The organism is Bacillus sp. MN7755 (assembly GCF_054771475.1).
Genome location: NZ_BTRL01000027.1, coordinates 18216 through 39788, shown reverse-complemented (window position 1 = coordinate 39788; position 21573 = coordinate 18216). Strand labels below are relative to the sequence as shown.

Below are 21573 nucleotides of genomic sequence, written 5' to 3'. Positions count from 1 at the left end.
TCATCTTTACTACCACCTAATCACAGTAGCTGCCCACGTATACCCAGTCCCTGCACTAACTACTACTGCAATATCTCCGGCCTGTAATTTTCCTTGTTCATTTGCAAAGTGTAAGCCAATACACGGATCAAGCGCTGACATATGCCCATAATGATCTAAATATACGACTTGTTCTTCCGCTAGCCCTAGCCCCTGTATCAATTCTATTAACATAGAACGTTTTGTATGCAATGGTAACAATACTTTAATATCTTTAGGAGTATATCCACTTTTTCTTAACGCCTCCCGAATCACCTTGTCGAAATTAGGAGTTGAAACCCGGTCTAAACGTTCTTTCATATTAATAGGATCTATTACATCAATATAATGTTGTCGATTCTCAACTGTATCATAGCTCGCAACCTGCTTCGATCCACCAGCTGGGATACGAACATCTTCATGAAATGAACCATCCGTTATAATCGCACTTTCTAATATTTCACCGTTTTTAGCGTCTTTTTTCACTAAAGCTGCACTTCCACCATCAGCGAAATTAAACATAAAACGCGAGCGTGGATTATCATAATCTACAATTTGAGATTCTTTACATCCACCTACTAATAATATATTTTCAATTGAGTTATCGGAGTAAAGCATGTCTTTTGCGACTTTGAGAGCGATTGGAAAGCAAGAACTAACATTCATAATTTCAAAAGCATAAGCATTTTTCAATCCAAGTTCATGCTGAATTTTTGGGGCACTAGACCATACGTGGTAATCTTTATGTGGACTGCCAAAATAAATGACTACATCAATAGATTGAGGATCTACTTGTAATAATATTGGCTTTGCAGCAGCAATAGCTAAATCTGATGCATGCATCGTTTCATCTGCGACATGTTTTTCATATAATCCAAACTTTTCTATAATAATGTGCTCAGGGATACCTGTTTTTTTAGATAGGTCTGCAGCCGTCTCTACGTCTTTGGGGAAGAAAACACCAGTCGCTTCAATCCCAATATTCATTAGACTACTCCTCCTTCTTTTGGCACCATCATAGTAGCTACACCTGTTAATACTAAATCTCCTTTTTGGTTATGACACTCCGTTAACAATTTCAAAACTCTCTTTTCTATCATAAATTCTTGTACTGTAGCCGTTGCTGTAATTGTATCTCCTATAAAAACTGGCGCTGTAAATTTAATAGTTTGCTCCATATAAACGGATCCTTTTCCAGGTAAATGAATACCAAGCAATTGCGATAATAGACTAGAAGTTAGTAAACCATGTGCTATTCTTTGATTAAATCTAGTTTGCTTCGCATACTCATGATCAATATGAATTGGATTAAAATCCCCACTTAAACCTGCAAATAATACAAAATCCGTTTCTGTTATTGTTTTACTACATGACGCCTGTTGACCCGTGCTATACATCGTCATCTCTTCACCTACTTTTCAATTGATTTGCTAACTGTGCTTTTTGAATTTTACCAGTTGCATTTTTAGGCAATTCTTTTAGAAAAACAATCTCTTTCGGTATTTTATATTTTGCTAGAAATAAACAACAATGCTCAATGACTTCTTTTTCAGTTAATACACTGCTACTCTTTTTCACAATAAAAGCGATTGGAATCTCTCCCCACTTTACATGTTGCCTACCAACGATCGCTACCTCATATACCCCAGAAAGCTTATTAATAACTTGCTCTACTTCAAGTGGATAAATATTTTCACCACCGGAAATTATCATTTCTTTTTTTCTACCTACAATGTATACAAAACCATCTTCATCAACTCTAGCTAAATCTCCCGTATATAACCAACCATCTTGAATCGCTTCTTTTGTTGCATCTGGCCGATTCCAATACTCTTTCATTACATTTGGTCCTCTTATAAGTAACTCTCCAACTTCACCAATCTCAACTTTATTTTTATTTTCATCAACAAGTACATACTCACAAAACAGAACAGGTTTCCCAATTGAGCCTACTTTACGTCTTGCATCTTCTTCCGAAAGCATAAATACGGTTGGTGATGTTTCAGTCATACCAAAACCTTGACCAAATAATAATCCTCTATCTATAAATTCTCTCATCAACTCTTCTGGACATGGGGCACCACCGTTATAAAACCAGCGAACTGATTGTAAATGTGTAGTTTCAAACTTTGAACAATTTATTAATGCTTGATGAATTGTAGGTACTCCCATCACTACAGTCACTTTATGTTTTTCTATCATGGAAAGAGCTGTAGTTGGCTCGAATTTTCTCGGAATAATGATTACACCGCCTGCAAATAAAGTTGGAAATGCGAATAAACCAATTCCACCAATATGAAATAAAGGTAATAATACAATAGAGCGGTCGTGCATAGTTAAGTCAATCGCAAATGTATTATTAAGCGCATTCCAAAACATATTTTCTTGTGTAAGTACAGCTCCTTTCGGTTTTCCTGTTGTACCTGATGTATAACATATAATAAAGGATGCGCTTTCATTTATCTCTTCAAAGTTATCAATTTTTCTATCTTCTATTTCTTTTAAACTTGTAATCGAAATAACTCTTTGTACATACGATACCTTCTGCATTGACAATGCCATATTTTGAAATGTTTCCTCTACAAATAAAACTGTAGTTCCACTATCTTTCAACTGAAATATAAGCTCATTTTCTGTTAACCGTATATTTAGTGGAACAGCAATACATTCTACCTTTGCTATAGCAAACAAAAGCACAATATATTCCAAGCTATTTTGCGATAAAATAGCTATCCTTTCTCCTTTTTTCACATTTAATTCGTAAATTAAATATGCGGCTACTTTACTTACATACTCATGTAACTGCTTATATGTCATTTCCTCCTCTTCTGTAATAATGGCAATGCGATCTGGATGTAAATAGGCCCGTTTTTCAATCCAATAAGCAATGCCTTGCATATTCTCCCCACCCCTTATCTCTTTCTCAATCCTTCAAATATTAATGACATCGCTGCTTCAAATACATCTTCTGGAACATCTTTCTCTTCCCAATAACCCCATCGCATTCCTAAAAATTGCCCAATTGACATAAGACAATACGCAATTGTTTCTTTATCAAGCCGTTTAAACTCTCCCGCTTCCATACCAGCCGATAAACTTTTTAAAAATCCATTTGCGAGCTTTGCATAATACCATCTATATAAACTATCATCAACAACTACCGCCTGTTGTACAATATTATATAGATTAGGACGATCTTTCACCCATCGAAAGAAGGCCTGAAAACCTCTCCTTTGTGCCTCTTCGTAATTTGATATTCCCTTCATTTCTTCTTTAATAATTAAGCGTAACTCACGGTTCAATCTGCGAATCAATTCATCAAATATATCTTTTTTAGATGGAAAGTAATTATAAAAAGTTCCGTGCGCCACCTTTGCTTCTTGTGTAATATTCACGATAGAAGCCTCGTAATATCCTTTACTACCAAACACCTCTTCTGCAGCACACAATAATTTCTCTCTCGTTTCTAACCCTTTTGTTGTTAAGTTTTTTACATCCATTATTGTTTTTTCTGACACCTGAATCACCTCTTAGATTTGATTATAAATATATTTCTGAATTTTACAATTATTATCGTTAGACAAAATCTGCAACTGTTTTTCTATAACCCAATAAAGATTGGCTTTTTTTGACTAGCTATTAATTAGTGAGAATTTTATAACGCATTCCTAATCAGAACATATAAATGCCTCGTCAGTTGACTTTTTTACACTTCCCGCCCTCTCATAACAACATATACATTTAAGCAATATTATGAAAGTAAATCCATATTTTACAAAACCGTAATATAGTAATATAATATATAATTGATTATCACTTATAAGCATCGGATATGAGTGAGAAAATATTGTTTTATATACTTAGGAGGAATCATAATGAATTTTAAACATGTACTTGCAACAGGCTTAATTACCACCACATTATTCGGCGCAACGAATGCTCATGCACAAACGGAACGTTTCATCGATGTACCAAAAGGGCATTGGTCTGAAGATTCGATTGACCATTTAACTGAGAAAAAGGTTATTAGTGGTTATGGTAACGGAAAATTTGGGTTTGGAGACAATGTAACTCGTGGACAAGTAGCTGCTATTATTTCAAGATACTTAAAACTAGAAAATACCGGATCTGCAAGTAAACATTTCTCTGATATTCATGGACATATGTTTGAAAACAGTATTAAAGCAGTTGCTCAAAAAGGACTTATGACAGGGGACAGTAGCACTGACAAATTTAGACCCGATGATACATTGACTCGATATGAAATGGCTGTTATCTTACAAAAAACGTTTCATCTACCTGTAAAAACAAATGACCTTTTCTATGATGTCCCAAATAATCATTGGGCAACAAACTCTGTTCGTTCATTGTATAGTAATGGCATTACAAAAGGAATTGGAGACTATAAATATGGCGGAGAAATGAATGTAACAAGAGAACAATTTGCAACGTTTATGTATAAAGCAATTAATGTAAGCCCTTATTTTGTTCCTGATTCTATTCCTGCAAAAGATGAGGATAAGTATAAAGAAATTGAGAATATACTGATTGATGCTGGATTTTTAAAAACCGATTATAACTATGTATTCACTAAAACTGGTCAAACATATGATGGCATTATGCATTTTAATTTTTCTCCCTATGATGACAGTGCATATAGAATGTCTATTCATAGTGATGATCCTGTATTAAACGAGCCGGTGAAAAAAATCCTAAATACACTACTACCAACTAAATCATATTATCTCTATATTCTAATTAAAAATCCTACTGCAAGCTCTCGAACAATAGAATTAGATGGTCGCAAAATTGAATTTAGAAGAGACTCTAGTACTAGTGTAAATGTTTATCTTGGAAAACGAAAATACTAAAAGAGTGACTATTTAACATGAATACAAGTAGCTAAATGGTTACTCATAAGAAATAAAAAGGCTGCCCACAAGTCGGTTTCACCGACTTGTGGAGCAGCTCCTTTAACCTTAATTAGAATTAAGTTCCACTTTCTCTAACCCTTCAGCCAATTGTTTCTTATCTAGCCCTTCCCCTATTACTACCAAGTTCGTTGGGAAACCGAAGTCTTGTTCCAGTAAAGTTGGTACCCCGAACGAATATTGGAATAAGTGCGGGTATTTGTCCCCATGAAATTTCACAAAACCTTTCACACGATAAATACTATCTGGTAAATTCGAAAGCCATTCGTATAATTTATCTTGATCAATCGATTTCGTAAATTGATATGTCATTGTTTGTATATGTAAATGCTGTTTTACATGTAGTGTTTCTTGTTTCCCATCATTCGTAAATTCAGCTTCTTCTATGTCTTCTAAAGATATATTACAATATTTTGTTTCAAACAATTTAGCATGATTATTTATTGCTTTCACTTCTTCAATTACTTTGTTCTTATCCGCAAATGTTAGTAAATCTGATTTATTAATTAAAATGTGGCTACCAAACTTCAATTGCTCATGTAATAATTGCTGAACGTTTGCACTTAATACACTTCGATTTAACCACCTTACTGCATCTAAAACGACTACTATTGATTTCACTTCTAAGAAAGGTGCTAAAATTGGTGATACACATGCATCTAACACTTCAATTGGGTGCGCAACACCTGTCGTTTCTATATAAATGACATCTGGTCTTTCTTGCTGATATAACGAATGTAATTGTATTTCAAGCTCTTCTTTTAGCGTACAACAAATACATCCTTTCAGAAGTTCCCTTAAAACATTCTCTTTTCCAATAATATCGGTATCTACCGAGTATTCACCAATTTCATTCATCAATACTGCAACTTTTCTATTCTTCTTTTTTTCTGCTAACAATAAATTTTGTAATAATGTTGATTTTCCACTACCTAAAAAGCCACCTAATATATGAATTTCTACTTTATTCATTTGATCGACCATCCATTTCTTTATTTCAAGCGTATTCAAAGCGTAATAATTACGATTTATATTTATTATTTTATTAAAAGAGTCGTGATTTGTAAATATATGTTCACTGTTCGTTTACTTCATAAGCAACTTTAATCCCAGACTCAATCGCTCCTTGCATCCACCCATGTGTTAATGTCGTATGCTCTCCTGCAAAGTGTACTTTTCCAGACGGTGGTTTAATATACGGAAATAACTCGAGCTCTTGACCTGGTTCAAAAGCTGTAAATGCACCACAAGAATACGGATTTTGACTCCAGCTAAAAGATGTTCCCGTAACAAACTCACTATAGACGATGTCACCGTATATTTCTGCTAAATTTTTTAATGCGTAACGAATGCGTTCTCTATCCGGTAAACTATCCCATGTTAACGCCTCATCTGCCCACGTATAACTCGCTAAAACGATAGCTGCCCCTGGTGTATGAATGCCATAACTCGGATAATATGTAAACCGTATAGGTAAATCTGTAATAGATTTACCTCCACACTGTCCCGCTTTCTCCCAAAATCTACTTTTAAACTCTATCGCAATTTTCGTTGCAGCAATATAATTTAATTCACGAATTGCTCGTCTTTTATAATAAGAGAATAGATTGTAAGGCTGAATTTCAACAAAACGTAAAGCTGAAAATGGGATCGTAACAATTGCAACATCACCTGTAACCATAAATCTCTCAATAGTTTGTTCATGGTTTACTTGCATCATCACTTTGCTATTTTCTTGTATAATTTTTTCAACCTTATACCGCATAAATATATTCTCATTTAACTGCGATAAAAATGCTTTTGGTAATGCATCCATCCCGCCCGTTATCTCATAATATTTCGTCGTTGAAGTAAAGAAGACCATTTCTCGTAATACTTCAATTAAAGACATTCCCATATACGCTTCCATATCAAGAAGTACACCAATCATATCTATTGCACCGTCTGAATAATATTCAGTTAAAAATGTGCCGAGCGAATATGCTTTATACTTTTTCTCAACAATACTCCAATTCTTATTAGGATCTTTCTTAATATAATTTAGAATCGGTTCTAATACCTCTAACATTAACTCTTCTGCCGTTTTACCTTTTTCGCTCTCTAAAATAGGATATCCAAGTATACTTGGATTTTTTTCGAATATGCTTAATCTCGTTTTAATATTATTCGTATAAATAATATCTGAAGCGGTTTTATTTATAAAAAGATTTAACAGTAATTTGAATTTACGAATGTAAGCTAAAGTTAACTTGTGTGTATCAGGAATTCGCATTGGTCCTGCATTAAAATATAAACCTCTGCTAAACGGTTCACGGATCGTATATATTCTTCCGCCTATTCGATTATTCGCTTCTAAAATTGTTACTTTATGCCCTGCTTCTTTCAATAACGATGCTGCAACTAATCCTGAAATTCCTGCACCAACAATAATAATCTGCTTTGGATTCTTCGTTTTAACGAGCCCCACATTAATAATATGAAGCATTCTTTCCATCGTTAATGGCTGCATCATGGCCTTTTCCCCTTCAATAAAGGATTTTATTGCATTATATTCGGTTAACTTACTTCCTATGTTTTATGCAAGAAATTGCACGGATACATTTTCAAATACTTGAATATCTTTTATAAAATGTAATAAACTAGATATGAATCTATAGAAGTAAGACGTATTATCTTACATAATAAAATCAATGAAATTGCGAGGAATTTTGAAATGAAAAAAGGTATTAACCGTGTTGTATTAGTAGGAACAGGAGCAGTTGGATGTAGTTATGCTTACTGCATGATTAACCAAGCTGTAGCTGAAGAATTTGTTTTAGTTGATGTAAACGAGGCAAAAGCTGAAGGAGAAGCAATGGATTTAAGTCATGCAGTTCCATTTGCTCCAGCTCCAACTAGAGTATGGAAAGGCAGCTACGAAGATTGTAAAGATGCTGATCTTGTAGTCATTACGGCTGGATTACCACAAAAACCAGGCGAAACACGTTTAGATTTAGTTGAGAAAAACGCGAAAATCTTCAAACAAATCGTTCGTAGCATTATGGATAGCGGATTTGATGGTATTTTCTTAATCGCAACTAACCCTGTCGATATTTTAACTTACGTAACTTGGAAAGAATCTGGTTTACCGAAAGAACGCGTAATTGGTTCTGGTACAACACTTGATTCTGCTCGTTTCCGCTATATGTTAGGTGAGTACTTCAATATTGGTCCACACAACATTCATGCTTATATAATCGGTGAACATGGTGATACGGAACTTCCTGTTTGGAGTCACGTATCAGTTGGTATTCAAAAACTACAAACACTTCTTGATAAAGACAACACATACACACAAGAAGATTTAGACAAAATCTTCATAAACGTTCGTGATGCAGCTTACCATATTATCGAGCGAAAAGGCGCAACTTACTATGGTATTGGTATGTCACTTCTACGTGTTACTAAAGCGATTTTAAACGACGAAAATAGTGTATTAACTGTTTCAGCATATTTGGAAGGTCAATACGGTCAAAAAGATGTGTATATCGGTGTACCTGCTGTATTAAATCGCGGCGGTGTTCGTGAAATTTTAGAAGTAGAATTAAGCGAAGAAGAAGAATTAAAATTCGATCACTCTGTTCAAGTGCTGAAAGAAACAATGGCTCCAGTTCTTTAATATGCATAATAAAAAGCAATCCAATTTATTTTGGATTGCTTTTTGTTTATTTTCTATTTTTTAATCGATTCCTCATTATTTACATCAAGTACATCTAAGAAAAAGATGAAGATTGGTATCCCGATAATAAGCCCCCAGATTCCGAGGAAATGTTCTGAAAAGATGAGAATCATAAATGTATAAAAGATTGGTAAATTCGTTTTCGCAGACATAAACTTCGGGTTTAAAAAATAACTTTCAAGAGCATGGATTACTGTAATGAACACAAGTATGTATACAACGTACATAACTCCGCCTACGTTATATGCAATAATACAAAGTGGAAACAAGGAAATGATTACCCCGACAACAGGGATTAATCCAAGTAAGAAAATCATGACAGCTAATACGAGAAGCTGCGGAAATCCTAAAACAATTAATGCAATGACAGTAAGAATACAATTTACAACTGCAATTAAAAACTGCGCTTCAATTACTTTACCGAACGATCTTGCAAACCTTTCACCAAAATATGCAATTTCCTCATAAAAAACCTTCAGACTACTATCTTTCAATTTCGAAGTAAATGATATTATGCGTTCTTTTTCTAACAAGAAAAATAAACTTAAAATAAGTGAGAGTAATATTTGCAAACTGACTTTTCCTATATTTGCAATCGATTGATATATGACATCTACACCTTGTTCTATATATTTTGATACTTCCATTCCGTTAATTGTCGAAAGTGCATATTTAATGATTTCATTATCAGGTGGGTTTTGAAAAAACAATTTAAATTGATAAATCAATTGTGAAATTTGTATCGTTAACACAGGTAAATATTTATACAATGTCGTACCAATAAAGGAAACTAATATGATATACAAACAGGCGATAACAATTTTCCGGTTCACTTTCAATTTCTTTGAAATAAAACGTTGAAATCGATCCATTAAAAATGTCAGTATAAACGTAATTAATATTAAATTGATCATACTTTTTAATCCATATAATACAAGCGCCACTATTATTAAAACGAGAAACCGTTGAAACCCTCTACTTCGAAAGAAATTTTTCACTTCATTCATTAAGATTTAACCTCCCCCTTCAGTGGATGGAAATTGAATATATTACATTTTATGAACTTCTATAGACAATCTTTCTTACTAATTAGAAAGAATCCTTTTTTTCTTTTTATATTGTTAGATTCTATTTACATTAGCCACCTACTTACTTCAATGGAGCTCTTTTTTTCGTTTACCCTTTTACAATTTAGGTGATTTTCTATTTTTAGACTGCTGTTCATACGCATAACCAATATTGAATAGTTCCTTCTCACTGAATTACTTCCCGACAAACACTGCACCTACTGGCTCTCCATTGTTATCATATCCTGCTGGCACCGCTAATTCTGGATAGCCAGCTACAGCTGATAGAAGAACTTCATCGTTGTTAATCATAACTAAAGCATCCAAACCTTTTTCTACTAAATATCTATCTAGCTCTTTTCTTGCATTTTCTTGACTCGTTTGCACTACTTTTTCAAACTCATCTTTCGTTATAACAGATTTTTCAGACGCCTCAATTAATGTTTGTCCATATTTTATTCGTCTATTACTATCCTTTTTATTAAACGCTATAATCTCTTCTAACGATTTTACCGGTACATTTTTTTGCTGTGAAAAATAATCGTTAACATTATGTTTGAATTCATATTCTAATGTTTGCAGATTATCTACACCCTCGCTGTTTAACTGAATATCATCAGTCAATATCGCACCTGCATCTTGAAGGTCTTTTCTAATCTTTTCTGCTACTTTCTTTCTATTCTCATCTGTCGATCTATTGAAAAAAGAACCCCTATTTTTTTCCCTTTCAATCCATCTATTGATAAATCCTTCGTATAATCAATTCTTTCTTTTTCTTTCATTTTTTCTGTCATAGTATCTTTTTCATCATTACTTACCATTGCGTTAAATAACGTTGCCGCATCCTTTACCGTTCTTGCCATCGGCCCTGCTGTATCAAGCGTTTCAGCTAACGGAATAATGCCTGATCTACCCACCATACCTAGTGATGGACGTAATCCAACTACTGATTGCTGCGTCGCTGGCGCTACAATTGATCCAGTCGTTTCTGTCCCGATTGCAAGCGGCGCAAAATCTGCCGCAACTACTGTAGCAGATCCAGAGCTTGATCCTGATGTATCAAACGTAATCGGACCGTACGGATTCAAATTTTGTCCTTTTTTCCCGCTATATCCGCTAGGCATTGTAAAGGATAAATAATTTGCCCATTCAGACATATTCGCTTTTCCTAAAACAAAAGCAACTTCTTCACAATCGTCGCATCCTCATCTGCAATCCAATCTTTTAATACATACGTTCCTGCACTAGTCGGCATCACTGTTTCCGTCTGTACATTATCTTTTACAACGACAGGAATACCATATAAATTCGACTTTTTGTTTCTACCTCGCTCTTGATCTAACTTTCTTGCTTCTTCCATCGCATTAGGGTTTATCTCTGTAACAGAATTTAATGTTATTCCATTTTGATCATGTTCTTGTATTCTAAAGAGATAAATACTCGTTAATTCTTCATATGACTACTTTCCATCATCAATCATTTTTTGAAGCTCATCTACAGTCGCATTTACGACTTCTTTTTCTTTTATCTTTACATTTTCTATATTGATTCCTTTAAGCTGATTATGTATCGGTTTCAACACTCTTTCTTTATCATATACAATACGCTCAGGTTCCTTTGGAAAAAAATTTTTATACACGTAATATCCGCCGGCACACGCTAATAAGACAATGCCTCCAGCGATAGACAGCGTTACCTTTACCCATTTCTTCATGTTGCTTCCTCCACTCTATAAGATGCTTAGCTATACGAAAAAGAGAGTTACCTTTTACTTAACTCTCTCCAATCAAAATGCTAAATGAAAAAATGAAAGATTTCAATCTAATTACTTCTTTTTTGCATTTGCTTCGCTAACATTTCTTTCACTTGATTATACGTTAACCCTGAATTTTTATTTAAACGCTTTACTTCCTCAACATCAGTACCTACCACTGTATATTTTTTCTCATCATTCATTTTTCTAATTCCCTTCTCACCGGATTATTTCTTATATTTCTTCCCTAAATGCCCATAAATTAACACCACTACAAAAAAGGAAGCTGTTTTTAAGCACAACTTCCTTCTCGTTACATATTGTATTTCTTAATAAAATCTCACTACATCTTCAGTAGGCAAGAACGTTCTTTCTCCTGGTTGTTCGTTTGGTTCACCAAATGGCATTTGTCCTACTAAGCTCCACTCTGCCGGAATGTTCCAAGTTTCTTTCACTTCAGCATCTACGATTGGGTTGTAATGTTGTAATGACGCCCCAATTCCTTCAGCAGATAATAGCATCCACACAGTATGTTGTAACATCGCATTTCCTTGATGAGACCAGAATGGGAACTGATCTTTATATAATGGTGCATTTTCTTGCATTTTTTCTACAGTAGCTTGATCTTCAAAGAATAACACAGTCCCAACACCTGCATGGAAACCTTTTAATCTCTCTACAGTCGCTTCAAAGTTTTCTGCTGGTACGCGGGCTCTTAGTGTTTCTTTAACAATATCCCAAAACTTTTCATGCTCTCCATCCATTAATACAACCATACGACCACTTTGCATATTGAAAGATGTTGGTGCGTGTAAAGCTGTTTTTAATACTTCTTCAATTCTTTCTTTCGTAATTGCATCATTTTTTGTTACTTTACGAATGGAACGACGGTTCACGATTGCTTCTTTTAAGTTTGTTGTAGTTGCTGACATAATAATTCCTCCAAATATTTGTTTTATTATTTATTTTGTTATTTCATAACAAGCGAATTAGCAATATCCATCTGTACTACATTGCATGCCTTCAAATGAATTTGTTTTATCCTTTTCAATTTCTTTATCAATAACTCTTTGTAACGTTTCTTTACTAGCAAGACCTTGAATGACTTCATCCCCAATCATGACAGTTGGAACAGCCATAATATTCGCTTCATCATATGCATGCTGTATTGCTTCTTGATGCTTTTCTTTATATTTGCGAGTTACTAAAGCATCTTTAAATTCAGCTTCAGGAAGTCCTACTTCTACTGCTAATTTTGTTAACACATCAATATCTTCAATGTTTTGCTCTTCTTGGAAAAATGCTGTGAATACGCGGTGATGATATTCATTTCCTAGTCCACGTTCTTTCGCAAATTGACACCCTTCAAAAGCTAAATGTGTATATGGATGCGGAGAAACACGTGGCAAACGCATATCGATTCCTAATTTCTTCGCAGTTGGAAGAATGAAAGCATCCCATGAACCTAATTTTTCTGGCTCATTCCATGGATCTATTTTTGAATAGGGACTTGGGCGCAACTCAAATGGCATCCATTCAATTTCTACATCTTTCTCTTTCGCTACTTCATCTAATGGACCTTTTGCTAAAAAACAAAATGGACATATAAAATCTGAGTATACTTTCATTTTTACAGTCATAATTTTTACACCTTACCTTATAGTTGTAACCATATAGGTTACATTGATATTAAAAAAAATATAAATATTATTTAAGCATTCATTTTTTCTTGCAAAGTTTCAAACAGCTGCCCCATCGTAATATTTCTCAAAACTTCTTCCATGGCGGATTGCGCTTGTATTAATATAACTTCTAATACAGCTTGAATATTTGCTCCAATTGGACAATCTGGATTTGGTTGCTCATGAATATGAAATAATTTATCCTCTTCCACTACATTTACTGCATGATACACATCTAACAACGTGATTTCATGTAAATCCTTTAATAACCCTGCGCCACCTGGACCTCGGTTTACGTAAACAAAACCAGCTTGCTTCAAGTACGACATAATTTTACGAATGACTACTGGATTCGTATTTACACTTTCAGCTATATAGTCTGAAGTACAAACTGAAGATGGATTGTTTTTCAAAATAGATAAAATATGAACAGCTATAGAAAAGCGGCTACTAATTTTCATCATGATCACCACCTTGATGTAATCATTATAGTTACAACAAAAAGATAAGTCAATCCTTTTCATAGATTTTTTATAAACAAATTAAAAAGTGTCCCATTATGATATATGAGACACCTCTTTTTATTCTGCAAATAGCGCTTGAAATTCTTCAATAAATAGCTGCACAGCGATTGAAGAATCCTTTAATGAAGGAACAGCTAAAGCAATTTCTCTCCATACTTGTGGTTCCAATTCTCTTGTTTGCACATTTTTGGGTAAATTCGTTAAAGATAATTCAGCTAATATTGCAATGCCTAATCCTTCTTGAATCATATTTAAAGCTGTAGTAACTGTCGAAATTATATACTCAGCTCGAAGTGGTACGTTGGCTTGTTTAAACATATCGATAATGGGTGGTTCATATCCGCCCTTACATAATATGATCGGTTCATTCTCTAAATCATTAATTGCAATAGAGTCCTTCTTACAAAGAGGATGATCCTCTCTTAAGATAACAACCATTTTCCCCTTCGTTAATGGGACAATCTCCATATCTTTATTAGGCAAAATAACAATTCCTATATCAACAACCCTCGATACTAACCAATCTTCAACTTCTTTAATTGTTCCTTCACAAAGAACGACTTCTAAGTTCGGATACTTCTCCTTAAAAAGGTTTATCATTTTGGGTAAAAAATGTGCAGAAGCACTCGGAAAACTCCCAATTCGAATCGTCCCAACTTCGTGCCCCTTCTCCATCGCAACTTCTTGTTCAATCTTCTCAACACCGTTCAAAATTTCTCTAATATGTACAAGAATTCTATTTCCAACATCGGTAACGATTAGCCCTTTTCGTTTATCCCGTATAAGAATCGTAACTCCTAATTCTAACTCAATACTTGAAATCGCATGGCTAACCGCGGGCTGCGTCATATTTAACACTCTGGCAGCCTTCGTAAAACTGCCTAACTCAACAGTTTTTATTAACACTTGAAGTTGTGTAATGGTCATAACTAATCACTTATACTCCTCATAAAAAAGATTCATTTTATTTATCACAGCCGATATCATATCATAATGAAATGAATAACATCAAGGAGGTCTTACAGTGACACAGCTTTCTCGAACTAAGACGGCCATAATCCTTACCTTCCTCGTTTTTATGTGGGGAATCAATTGGCCTTTATCTAAGTTTGCCCTGCATTATACACCACCCGTTTTATTTGCAGGCATTCGAACTTTAATTGGAGGATTCATTTTACTCCTTTTCGCTCTACCAAAATATAAAGAATTACATTTAAAAGAAACTTGGCATTTATACGTTATTTCTTCTTTACTTAACATCATTATATTTTACGGGTTACAAACTGTTGGTCTTCAATATATGCCTGCTGGTCTATTTTCCGCCATCGTATTTCTACAACCTGTTTTACTTGGTATTTTCTCGTGGATATGGCTTGAAGAATCAATGTACGGTTTAAAAATTTTCGGGCTTGTACTCGGATTTATTGGTGTAGGAGTTATTAGCTCTAGTAGTTTAACTGGTCATATTTCTGTCATTGGAATCCTTCTTGCATTAGGATGTGCTATTGGCTGGGCACTTGGAACAGTATTTATTAAGAAAACTGGTCACCGTGTGAATGCCATTTGGATGGTAACACTTCAGCTTCTTATCGGCGGTCTTTGTTTAGTCGGATTTGGCTCAGAATTTGAAAGTTGGTCTAGTATCGCTTGGAGTATGCCATTTGTTAGTGTACTACTATTTATTTCATTCTTTGTTATTGCAATGGGGTGGCTTGCATACTTCACACTCGTTGGAGCTGGTGAAGCAAGTAAAGTTGGGGCTTATACATTTCTCATTCCTCTAATCGCTATAATTGTAAGTTCAATTTTCTTACATGAGGCCATTACTATTAGCCTATTCATCGGACTATTATTTATTGTAGTGAGTATTTGTTTTGTAAATATAAAGCCGAAAACACTTGCTGTAGGGCAGCGGGTTGAAGTGAAATAAATAAACATAAGAAAGAGCCTACTGTTTTGTAGGCTCTTTCTTATCATTTCATGAGTAAAGTCACTTAGAATTTTAACAAATGAAATTTCTTTATTGTATGATGATAATTAAGTAGTAAAAATATTATCTCTAGTACAGATGGGTGGATTTACAATTCCAATTATAAGGGGGAGTTATATGGTTTTACACTATAAAGAATTTGGAGATACACGTTCTCCACTTATGGTTTTTATTCATGGGGGCGGAGTCAGTGGATGGATGTGGGACAAACAAATTAAACATTTTACTAACTTTCACTGCCTTGTTCCTGATTTACCTGATCAAGGAAAAAACAGAAATAAAGATCATTTCTCAATACATTTTAGTGCTAAAAAAATCATTGAACTAATTGAAGAAATAGGACAAGGTAAAACTATTATAGCAATTGGGTTTTCATTAGGTGCTCAAGTGTTAATTGCGATGCTTAGCATGAAACCTGACTTAATCCAATATGCTATGATAAACAGTGCCTTAGTCAAATCCATTCCTTTTGCTAGCACATTTATAAAATCTATTGGGCTAACCTACCCTCTTATAAAGAGTAGGACGTTTTCGAAAATACAAGCCAAATCAATGTACATAGATAAAGAATACTTTGACCACTATTATCATGACAGTTGTCAAATAAGTAAAAATACCTTCATAAGGATGCTAGAAGAAAACATGTCGTTTACAATACCAAAAAACTTTGAGAATGCTAATAGTAATATATTAGTAACTGTTGGAGAAAACGAAAAAAGAATCATGAAAGACTCGTTGACTGAAATCCTTGAAAGTAATCCCAATTGCACAGGTGTTATTATTTCTAAAATCGGTCATGGAATTTCTTTAGCGGACCCTAAGTTATTTAATACTTTAATTGAAAACTGGCTAGAACATGATTCCTTACCGGAAGACGTAATGACCATCAATTGATTTCCACGTATCAATAAATTTTGTTATATAGTGACTACAACAATGTTGCTATCCTCATTTTACTAATCCCTAAAACTAATAAAAAAGGTCTCATTACTTTCAATGAGACCTTTCAAGGTTACTTATTTTTTACGACGTACTACAAAAACACACGTACCTACCGACGATACAATCGCCAAAATAGATAAAACAATTGTTATTACTTGTACATTACTAGTACCTTCATTCTTTTCTACACTAGACACTTCACCATGTTCTCCTGTTAATGACGTACCTTTTGCAATTGTAGTAAGTGAATGCGGTTTTTCAGCTTTTTCATCGCCTGTCCATTCAACAATTTCTCCGTCTTTATATTGTTGATATGCATCCCAAGCTATTTTTTGTTCTTTATCCGGATTTTTAGCGACGAAAGTAAATCGCTGGAACTGACCAGGTGAAATTCCTTCTCCTGTTGCTTCCCATACTACAGTTTTCACTTTTCCAGCATTATCTTTTTGCTCTTCCACTTTCCATCCTGGCACTGGTTCATACTGTTGGAATTCCACACCAGACGGTATTTTCAGTGTAACTTTTGTTGTTGCTATATTCTTTTCAACTGGTACTTTTATCGTGTAAGTCTCCCAAGAGCCAATGTCAGAAGTTGCTGGCTTCACAGTTACGTGCGCACTAACAGGTAACGAAAAAATTCCCATTGCAATTATTGTTGCGATCATTATTGTTCCTAATTTTTTTATACGTTTCATTTTCTATTTACTCCCTTTTATCTATAATGCCTCTTTACCCCGCTATTCGCCGGGCAGTATGACCCCTATTTCAAAATTCAGCGAAGGCAAAGAAGTTAGGCGGGGATCAACTGCCCGTAAAAGCACAATTGGGGCGGGCTAATAATCAGTGGGGGATACCCCCACTGATTAAAGTTTCACTTTATCTGCCACCTACAATAAATTTATAATCCGTATCAAAGCTATCAAGCGATTTTGTTAATCCGTGTACTTGTATATTCCAGTTACCTGTCATGTTAATATACATACCTTCTGCTTCATATTCTCCCGGTGAAACTGCCGAAACTTTAAATGATCCTTTTCCCATATTCATATCTAACGATTGAGTCGTTAGTGTAATTTGCTCCATATCAGTAACAGGTTGGCCATTCTCATCCTTCACAGTAACATGAAATGTATTCTGTCCTACCTTATTAGGACTCACATTTAGCGTAATTTCATATCCATTATCTACTTGTTTACTCTCTGTAAAAGGTCCAGTAGGAGGCATCGGTGGTGTTTGTACGTTTGTCATAAAAGCTACGATTACGAAAATGATAATTCCAATGATAAACTCTACTTTCAACGTAGCGCCTAATCCTTGCTCCGCTCTCATTTTCCCTTTCACATAATGAACAATTCCCAATACCCCCATGAAAATGAATAAAAGTATCTTTACTAATAAAGCTAATCCATACTTTGTATCAAATAACGAGTGGATTGTTGGAATAAAAAATGTACTGTTAAAAAGACCTGTTATTAAAATCACGATGACAGCACCTGTTGCCCACGGTGAAAAACGCTTAATCATATCCCAATACATATTCCACTTGTTATCCTCTTTACGTAAAAGAAGAATAATAGATGATAAACCACCAATCCATAATGAAGCTGCGAATAAATGTAGAAAATCCATAACGACAGCAATATCTTTAAACTTTAAACCATATGCGTGACTATTAAAGGCTTTCATAACAAGTATCCCGATAAACAATAGCAATGGAATGCTCCATACTTTAAACGACGAAAGCTTCTCACGCTTCATCGCAACATACGAAGCAATTATAAGCACACTTATAAGAGCCATTTGAGTAATCCATACATAACCAAAAACAGAAAGCTGTAACGTTTCTTTTAATAATAAAGGATTGAATGCTTCTAGCCATGAAACATCAGCATTTATTTTCGCTTGCAGTGGTAGATTGAATAATAAACTAATGAATATACCAATTAATGAAATCCATATTATTTTTTTACTTCTTAATTGAACTTCTATTACGTTCCCTTTATACATAATAAGATTAAAGAATAGAACTCCTATAAATAGTGAGAAACTTGTATATAAAATTCCACGTTCCATAATCATATCAATTTGCGGGACATACCCCATCTCTTCTACTTGTACATCGTCTGCTCCCGCTTCAGCTAATCCAATACGGAATGGAATAACTCCTTGAATTGGATGTCCATCAGCTGAAATCACTTTCCACTGAATAGAGTAGAGACCTTTTTTGAGATTCTCTTTTAATCCGGCTTCTAATAGCTTTTTATTTTTTTTATCAATATGAGCATCTTTTAAATCGACCCTTTTACCTGATGTATCTCTCACGTACAATATATTAAAACTTGAAACTTGTATGTCCTCATCGAATTCGATTTTCACAATAGATGATGCTTTCTTCAATGTTTCATTTTCAGCAGGGTTTGATTTCACAACGTACGCATGAGCAGATGCACTTTTCGGTATTAATATGATAAGCACACACGCAAGTAATAGCCATGCCCCTAACCTTCTCATTACTTTCACAATCATTTCACTTCTTTCTTCCTCATTGCTATACTTTTATTACATCTACTTCCAAATTAAATCCATCGGCGAAATATTAACTTGATTAAATATAAACTTCTATACAGTATAACTCTTTATTTCTCTCTCACCTCTAAACTTCTAATACAATAGTAACTACCTTCATAGATACTACTTACATTTTTAAAGTCGATTGTTATTATATCATAAAATATATTTACGTAAGTTCCTGAAGAAGAAAAGTTATCGTGAATCATTTGGGAAGAAAGTGTGAAATACATAAATAAAAAGGTATTACGTTATTACGTAACACCTTTTTAAAAATATCTTTCTTCTATTTCTCTTCCGGATAATCACAATACTCTATGATTGTTCCCTCTGTATCCGCTGGGTTAAGATAGATTAATCTTCTGCCGTGTTTATTAATTCGAAGTGTATGCTCTAACGTTCGAATTCCTTGTTCTTTTAATTCTTCTAAAGCTATATCTAAATCATCTACACGATACGCAACGTGATGTACACCTTTACCTTTTTGTTTTATAAATCGGGCAATTGGTGAAGTAGTGTTATTTGTCGGTGCAAGTAATTCAATTCTATCTCCATCCACTTCAAGAATGGCTACCTCACTTTCCACACCCGGTGCTTCACTTACGTAACGATCTATTAATGTCCCTAACAATACCTTTTCATAAAAACGTATCGTACTATCTATATCTCGAACTGCGATTCCTATATGATCAATTGTTTTTTTCATTTTATTTCCCCTACTACTTTATTTTCTTTCATTATTAATAGTAACAAAAAAAGCTATAGAAACAAGTTCTATAACTTTTTTATTTAACCTATTTTCTTATTCGTATTTGCTGCTGGTTGAATTTGATTTTTTGGTTTTAAAACGCTAATGCCATATCCGATAAATCCACCGATAATCGCTGGGAAGATCCAGCCTAATCCTACTTCCTGCATCGGAAGGAATTTAGTAAACACTTGGCTTACTACTTCAATGTTAACTCCAGCTGCACTTAATCCATCAAATAAGCTGATAATAAATGTTACGATTAAGCTCACTTGATAAACTTCAGCTCTTCCTTTGAATAATGAATGGAAGAATGTTAAGAAAATCAATACGATTGCTAGTGGATAAATTGCTGTTAATACTGGAACAGAAACTGCGATTAATTGTGTTAATCCTACGTTTGCAACAATTGCACTAAATACACATAGCGTGACTGCAATTGCTTTGTAAGGAACATTTGGGAATAACTTATGGAAGAATGAAGAACATGCTGATACAAGTCCTACACTAGTTGTTAAACAAGCTACTGTAATCATTAATCCTAATAATACTCCACCATATGATCCAAAATAGTAGTTAGAAACTTTCGCTAATACTTCTCCGCCGTTCTCTAAATGTCCAAGCTTTGCAACACTCGAAGCACCCATATAAGAAAGAGCTGTATAGATAATTGCTAAAATAGATGCTGCAATGATTGTCGCTTTTGCACAAACGACCATAATTTGCGTTTTCGTTTTCGCACCTTTTTCTTTAATTGCATTAATGATGATGATTCCAAATACGAATGATGCAAGCGTGTCCATCGTTAAGTATCCTTCTTGGAATCCTTTAAAGAATGCGTGTGATGTATAAGCTTCAACTGGTGCTTGCATTTCTCCAATCGGGTGAATAAAAGCAACGATTACTAAAATACCGATGAATGTTAATTTAATTGGCGTTAAGATTTTTCCAACAATATCGACAATTTTCGCGGGATTTAGCGAAAAAAAACAAGTGATGCTAAAGAATACAATTGTGAAAAGAATTAAAGGTGTAGAACCTAATCCCTCTGGCATAAACGGCTTAAGACCAATTTCATAAGATACATTTCCTGTTCTTGGTATTGCAAATAACGGACCGATTGCTAAGTATAAAACTGTTGTAAACACAATCCCGAACACTGGGTGAGCACGACTTGCTAATGACTGTAAATCATCTTTACCTGAAAAACCAAATGCTAGTACACCTAGTAACGGTAATCCAACACCAGTTACTAAAAATCCAGCGTTAGCAATCCACACATTCTCTCCTGCCGATTGACCAAGCATTGCCGGGAATATTAAATTTCCTGCTCCAAAAAATAGTGCAAATAACATTAATCCAATAACTACTATGAACGAAAACGGTACTTTATTCGCCATAATATAACCCCCATTCAAATTTCCTTATCTCATTTTCCATTTTTAACTAATTGAATTTTCTGAATATTTAATTCAATTATCAACTATTCTTGAACTCATTATAGTTTGATGTATAATATTTTGCAATACTATTTTCAAACTTTTCATTTATTTTATAAATATACATTTTTTAACATAGAAATAGACTAAAAAACCAACATGGTCATCCATGTTGGTTTTTACATTTACTATT

The 21573-nt window shown here is 34.2% G+C and carries 20 protein-coding genes and 1 pseudogene; 4 read left to right on the top strand and 17 right to left on the bottom strand.

Annotation, left to right across the window (positions count from 1 at the left end; all coding sequences use genetic code 11):
• Nucleotides 1-9: 9 nt before the first annotated feature.
• Genes ACYVEC_RS26555 through ACYVEC_RS26540 form a run of 4 tightly spaced genes read right to left on the bottom strand, consistent with a single transcriptional unit; the run spans nt 10 to nt 3536 of the window.
• Nucleotides 10-1005 carry a 3-oxoacyl-ACP synthase gene (locus ACYVEC_RS26555; RefSeq protein WP_063224217.1) on the bottom strand — a complete coding sequence of 332 codons (996 nt, stop codon included), beginning with the start codon at nt 1003-1005 and terminating at the stop codon, nt 10-12.
• On the bottom strand, nt 1005-1421 hold the full coding sequence (locus ACYVEC_RS26550; RefSeq protein WP_002071359.1) for a MaoC family dehydratase: 417 nt from the start codon (nt 1419-1421) through the stop codon (nt 1005-1007). Before ACYVEC_RS26550 ends, ACYVEC_RS26555 begins: the two co-directional genes overlap by 1 nt.
• Nucleotides 1422-1425: 4 nt before the next feature.
• Nucleotides 1426-2916 (bottom strand): o-succinylbenzoate--CoA ligase, encoded by a 1491-nt coding sequence (locus ACYVEC_RS26545; protein ID WP_063224219.1) that lies wholly within the window; start codon nt 2914-2916, stop codon nt 1426-1428.
• 14 nt (nt 2917-2930) lie between these two features.
• Complete coding sequence (locus ACYVEC_RS26540; RefSeq protein ID WP_063224220.1) at nt 2931-3536, bottom strand: TetR/AcrR family transcriptional regulator; 606 nt, start codon at nt 3534-3536, stop codon at nt 2931-2933.
• A 357-nt stretch (nt 3537-3893) separates the two neighbouring features.
• Here ACYVEC_RS26540 and ACYVEC_RS26535 point away from each other — a divergent pair, with 357 nt between their 5' ends.
• On the top strand, nt 3894-4889 hold the full coding sequence (locus ACYVEC_RS26535; protein ID WP_460509124.1) for an S-layer homology domain-containing protein: 996 nt from the start codon (nt 3894-3896) through the stop codon (nt 4887-4889).
• Between the two features lie 108 nt (nt 4890-4997).
• Here the strand turns inward: ACYVEC_RS26535 and ACYVEC_RS26530 are convergent, their stop codons facing one another.
• Nucleotides 4998-5921 carry a CobW family GTP-binding protein gene (locus ACYVEC_RS26530; protein WP_460509121.1) on the bottom strand — a complete coding sequence of 308 codons (924 nt, stop codon included), beginning with the start codon at nt 5919-5921 and terminating at the stop codon, nt 4998-5000.
• 103 nt (nt 5922-6024) lie between these two features.
• Nucleotides 6025-7461 carry a flavin monoamine oxidase family protein gene (locus tag ACYVEC_RS26525; protein WP_460509118.1) on the bottom strand — a complete coding sequence of 479 codons (1437 nt, stop codon included), beginning with the start codon at nt 7459-7461 and terminating at the stop codon, nt 6025-6027.
• Between the two features lie 201 nt (nt 7462-7662).
• Between ACYVEC_RS26525 and ACYVEC_RS26520 the strand changes: the two genes are divergently transcribed.
• Entirely contained in the window at nt 7663-8607 is a 945-nt protein-coding gene (locus ACYVEC_RS26520; protein ID WP_016088332.1) for an L-lactate dehydrogenase, read from the top strand.
• A 53-nt stretch (nt 8608-8660) separates the two neighbouring features.
• Here the strand turns inward: ACYVEC_RS26520 and ACYVEC_RS26515 are convergent, their stop codons facing one another.
• The 7 genes and pseudogenes from ACYVEC_RS26515 to ACYVEC_RS26485 all read right to left on the bottom strand — a co-directional run bounded on the left by ACYVEC_RS26515 (nt 8661) and on the right by ACYVEC_RS26485 (nt 14620).
• Nucleotides 8661-9674, bottom strand: coding sequence for an AI-2E family transporter (locus ACYVEC_RS26515; protein WP_275718783.1), 1014 nt, complete (start codon nt 9672-9674; stop codon nt 8661-8663).
• A gap of 177 nt (nt 9675-9851) precedes the next feature.
• Nucleotides 9852-11448, bottom strand: a pseudogene (locus ACYVEC_RS26510) (amidase family protein).
• Nucleotides 11449-11555: 107 nt separating this feature from the next.
• Nucleotides 11556-11690, bottom strand: a complete 135-nt coding sequence (locus tag ACYVEC_RS26505; protein WP_000997346.1) for a hypothetical protein — start codon at nt 11688-11690, stop codon at nt 11556-11558.
• Nucleotides 11691-11816: 126 nt separating this feature from the next.
• Entirely contained in the window at nt 11817-12419 is a 603-nt protein-coding gene (locus ACYVEC_RS26500) for a nitroreductase family protein (RefSeq protein ID WP_063224226.1), read from the bottom strand.
• 57 nt (nt 12420-12476) lie between these two features.
• A complete protein-coding gene (locus ACYVEC_RS26495; protein ID WP_063224227.1) occupies nt 12477-13127 on the bottom strand; it encodes a DsbA family oxidoreductase in 651 nt (216 codons plus the stop codon).
• A 71-nt stretch (nt 13128-13198) separates the two neighbouring features.
• A complete protein-coding gene (locus tag ACYVEC_RS26490) occupies nt 13199-13630 on the bottom strand; it encodes an Rrf2 family transcriptional regulator (protein WP_063224228.1) in 432 nt (143 codons plus the stop codon).
• Nucleotides 13631-13750: 120 nt separating this feature from the next.
• Complete coding sequence (locus tag ACYVEC_RS26485; RefSeq protein WP_063224229.1) at nt 13751-14620, bottom strand: LysR family transcriptional regulator; 870 nt, start codon at nt 14618-14620, stop codon at nt 13751-13753.
• A gap of 97 nt (nt 14621-14717) precedes the next feature.
• Between ACYVEC_RS26485 and ACYVEC_RS26480 the strand changes: the two genes are divergently transcribed.
• The gene (locus ACYVEC_RS26480; protein ID WP_063224230.1) at nt 14718-15623 is read left to right on the top strand and encodes a DMT family transporter; all 906 of its coding nucleotides are present in this window, start codon (nt 14718-14720) and stop codon (nt 15621-15623) included.
• Nucleotides 15624-15800: 177 nt separating this feature from the next.
• Nucleotides 15801-16577 (top strand): alpha/beta fold hydrolase, encoded by a 777-nt coding sequence (locus ACYVEC_RS26475; RefSeq protein WP_063224231.1) that lies wholly within the window; start codon nt 15801-15803, stop codon nt 16575-16577.
• Nucleotides 16578-16699: 122 nt separating this feature from the next.
• Here ACYVEC_RS26475 and ACYVEC_RS26470 read toward each other — a convergent pair whose 3' ends face one another.
• The 4 genes from ACYVEC_RS26470 to brnQ all read right to left on the bottom strand — a co-directional run bounded on the left by ACYVEC_RS26470 (nt 16700) and on the right by brnQ (nt 21341).
• A complete protein-coding gene (locus ACYVEC_RS26470; RefSeq protein ID WP_063224232.1) occupies nt 16700-17320 on the bottom strand; it encodes a YcnI family copper-binding membrane protein in 621 nt (206 codons plus the stop codon).
• Between the two features lie 181 nt (nt 17321-17501).
• The gene (locus tag ACYVEC_RS26465; RefSeq protein ID WP_063224233.1) at nt 17502-19151 is read right to left on the bottom strand and encodes a copper resistance CopC/CopD family protein; all 1650 of its coding nucleotides are present in this window, start codon (nt 19149-19151) and stop codon (nt 17502-17504) included.
• Nucleotides 19152-19479: 328 nt separating this feature from the next.
• Nucleotides 19480-19899, bottom strand: coding sequence for a VOC family protein (locus tag ACYVEC_RS26460; protein ID WP_060630450.1), 420 nt, complete (start codon nt 19897-19899; stop codon nt 19480-19482).
• A gap of 83 nt (nt 19900-19982) precedes the next feature.
• Entirely contained in the window at nt 19983-21341 is a 1359-nt protein-coding gene (gene brnQ, locus ACYVEC_RS26455) for a branched-chain amino acid transport system II carrier protein (protein ID WP_063224234.1), read from the bottom strand.
• Between the last annotated feature and the right edge of the window lie 232 nt (nt 21342-21573).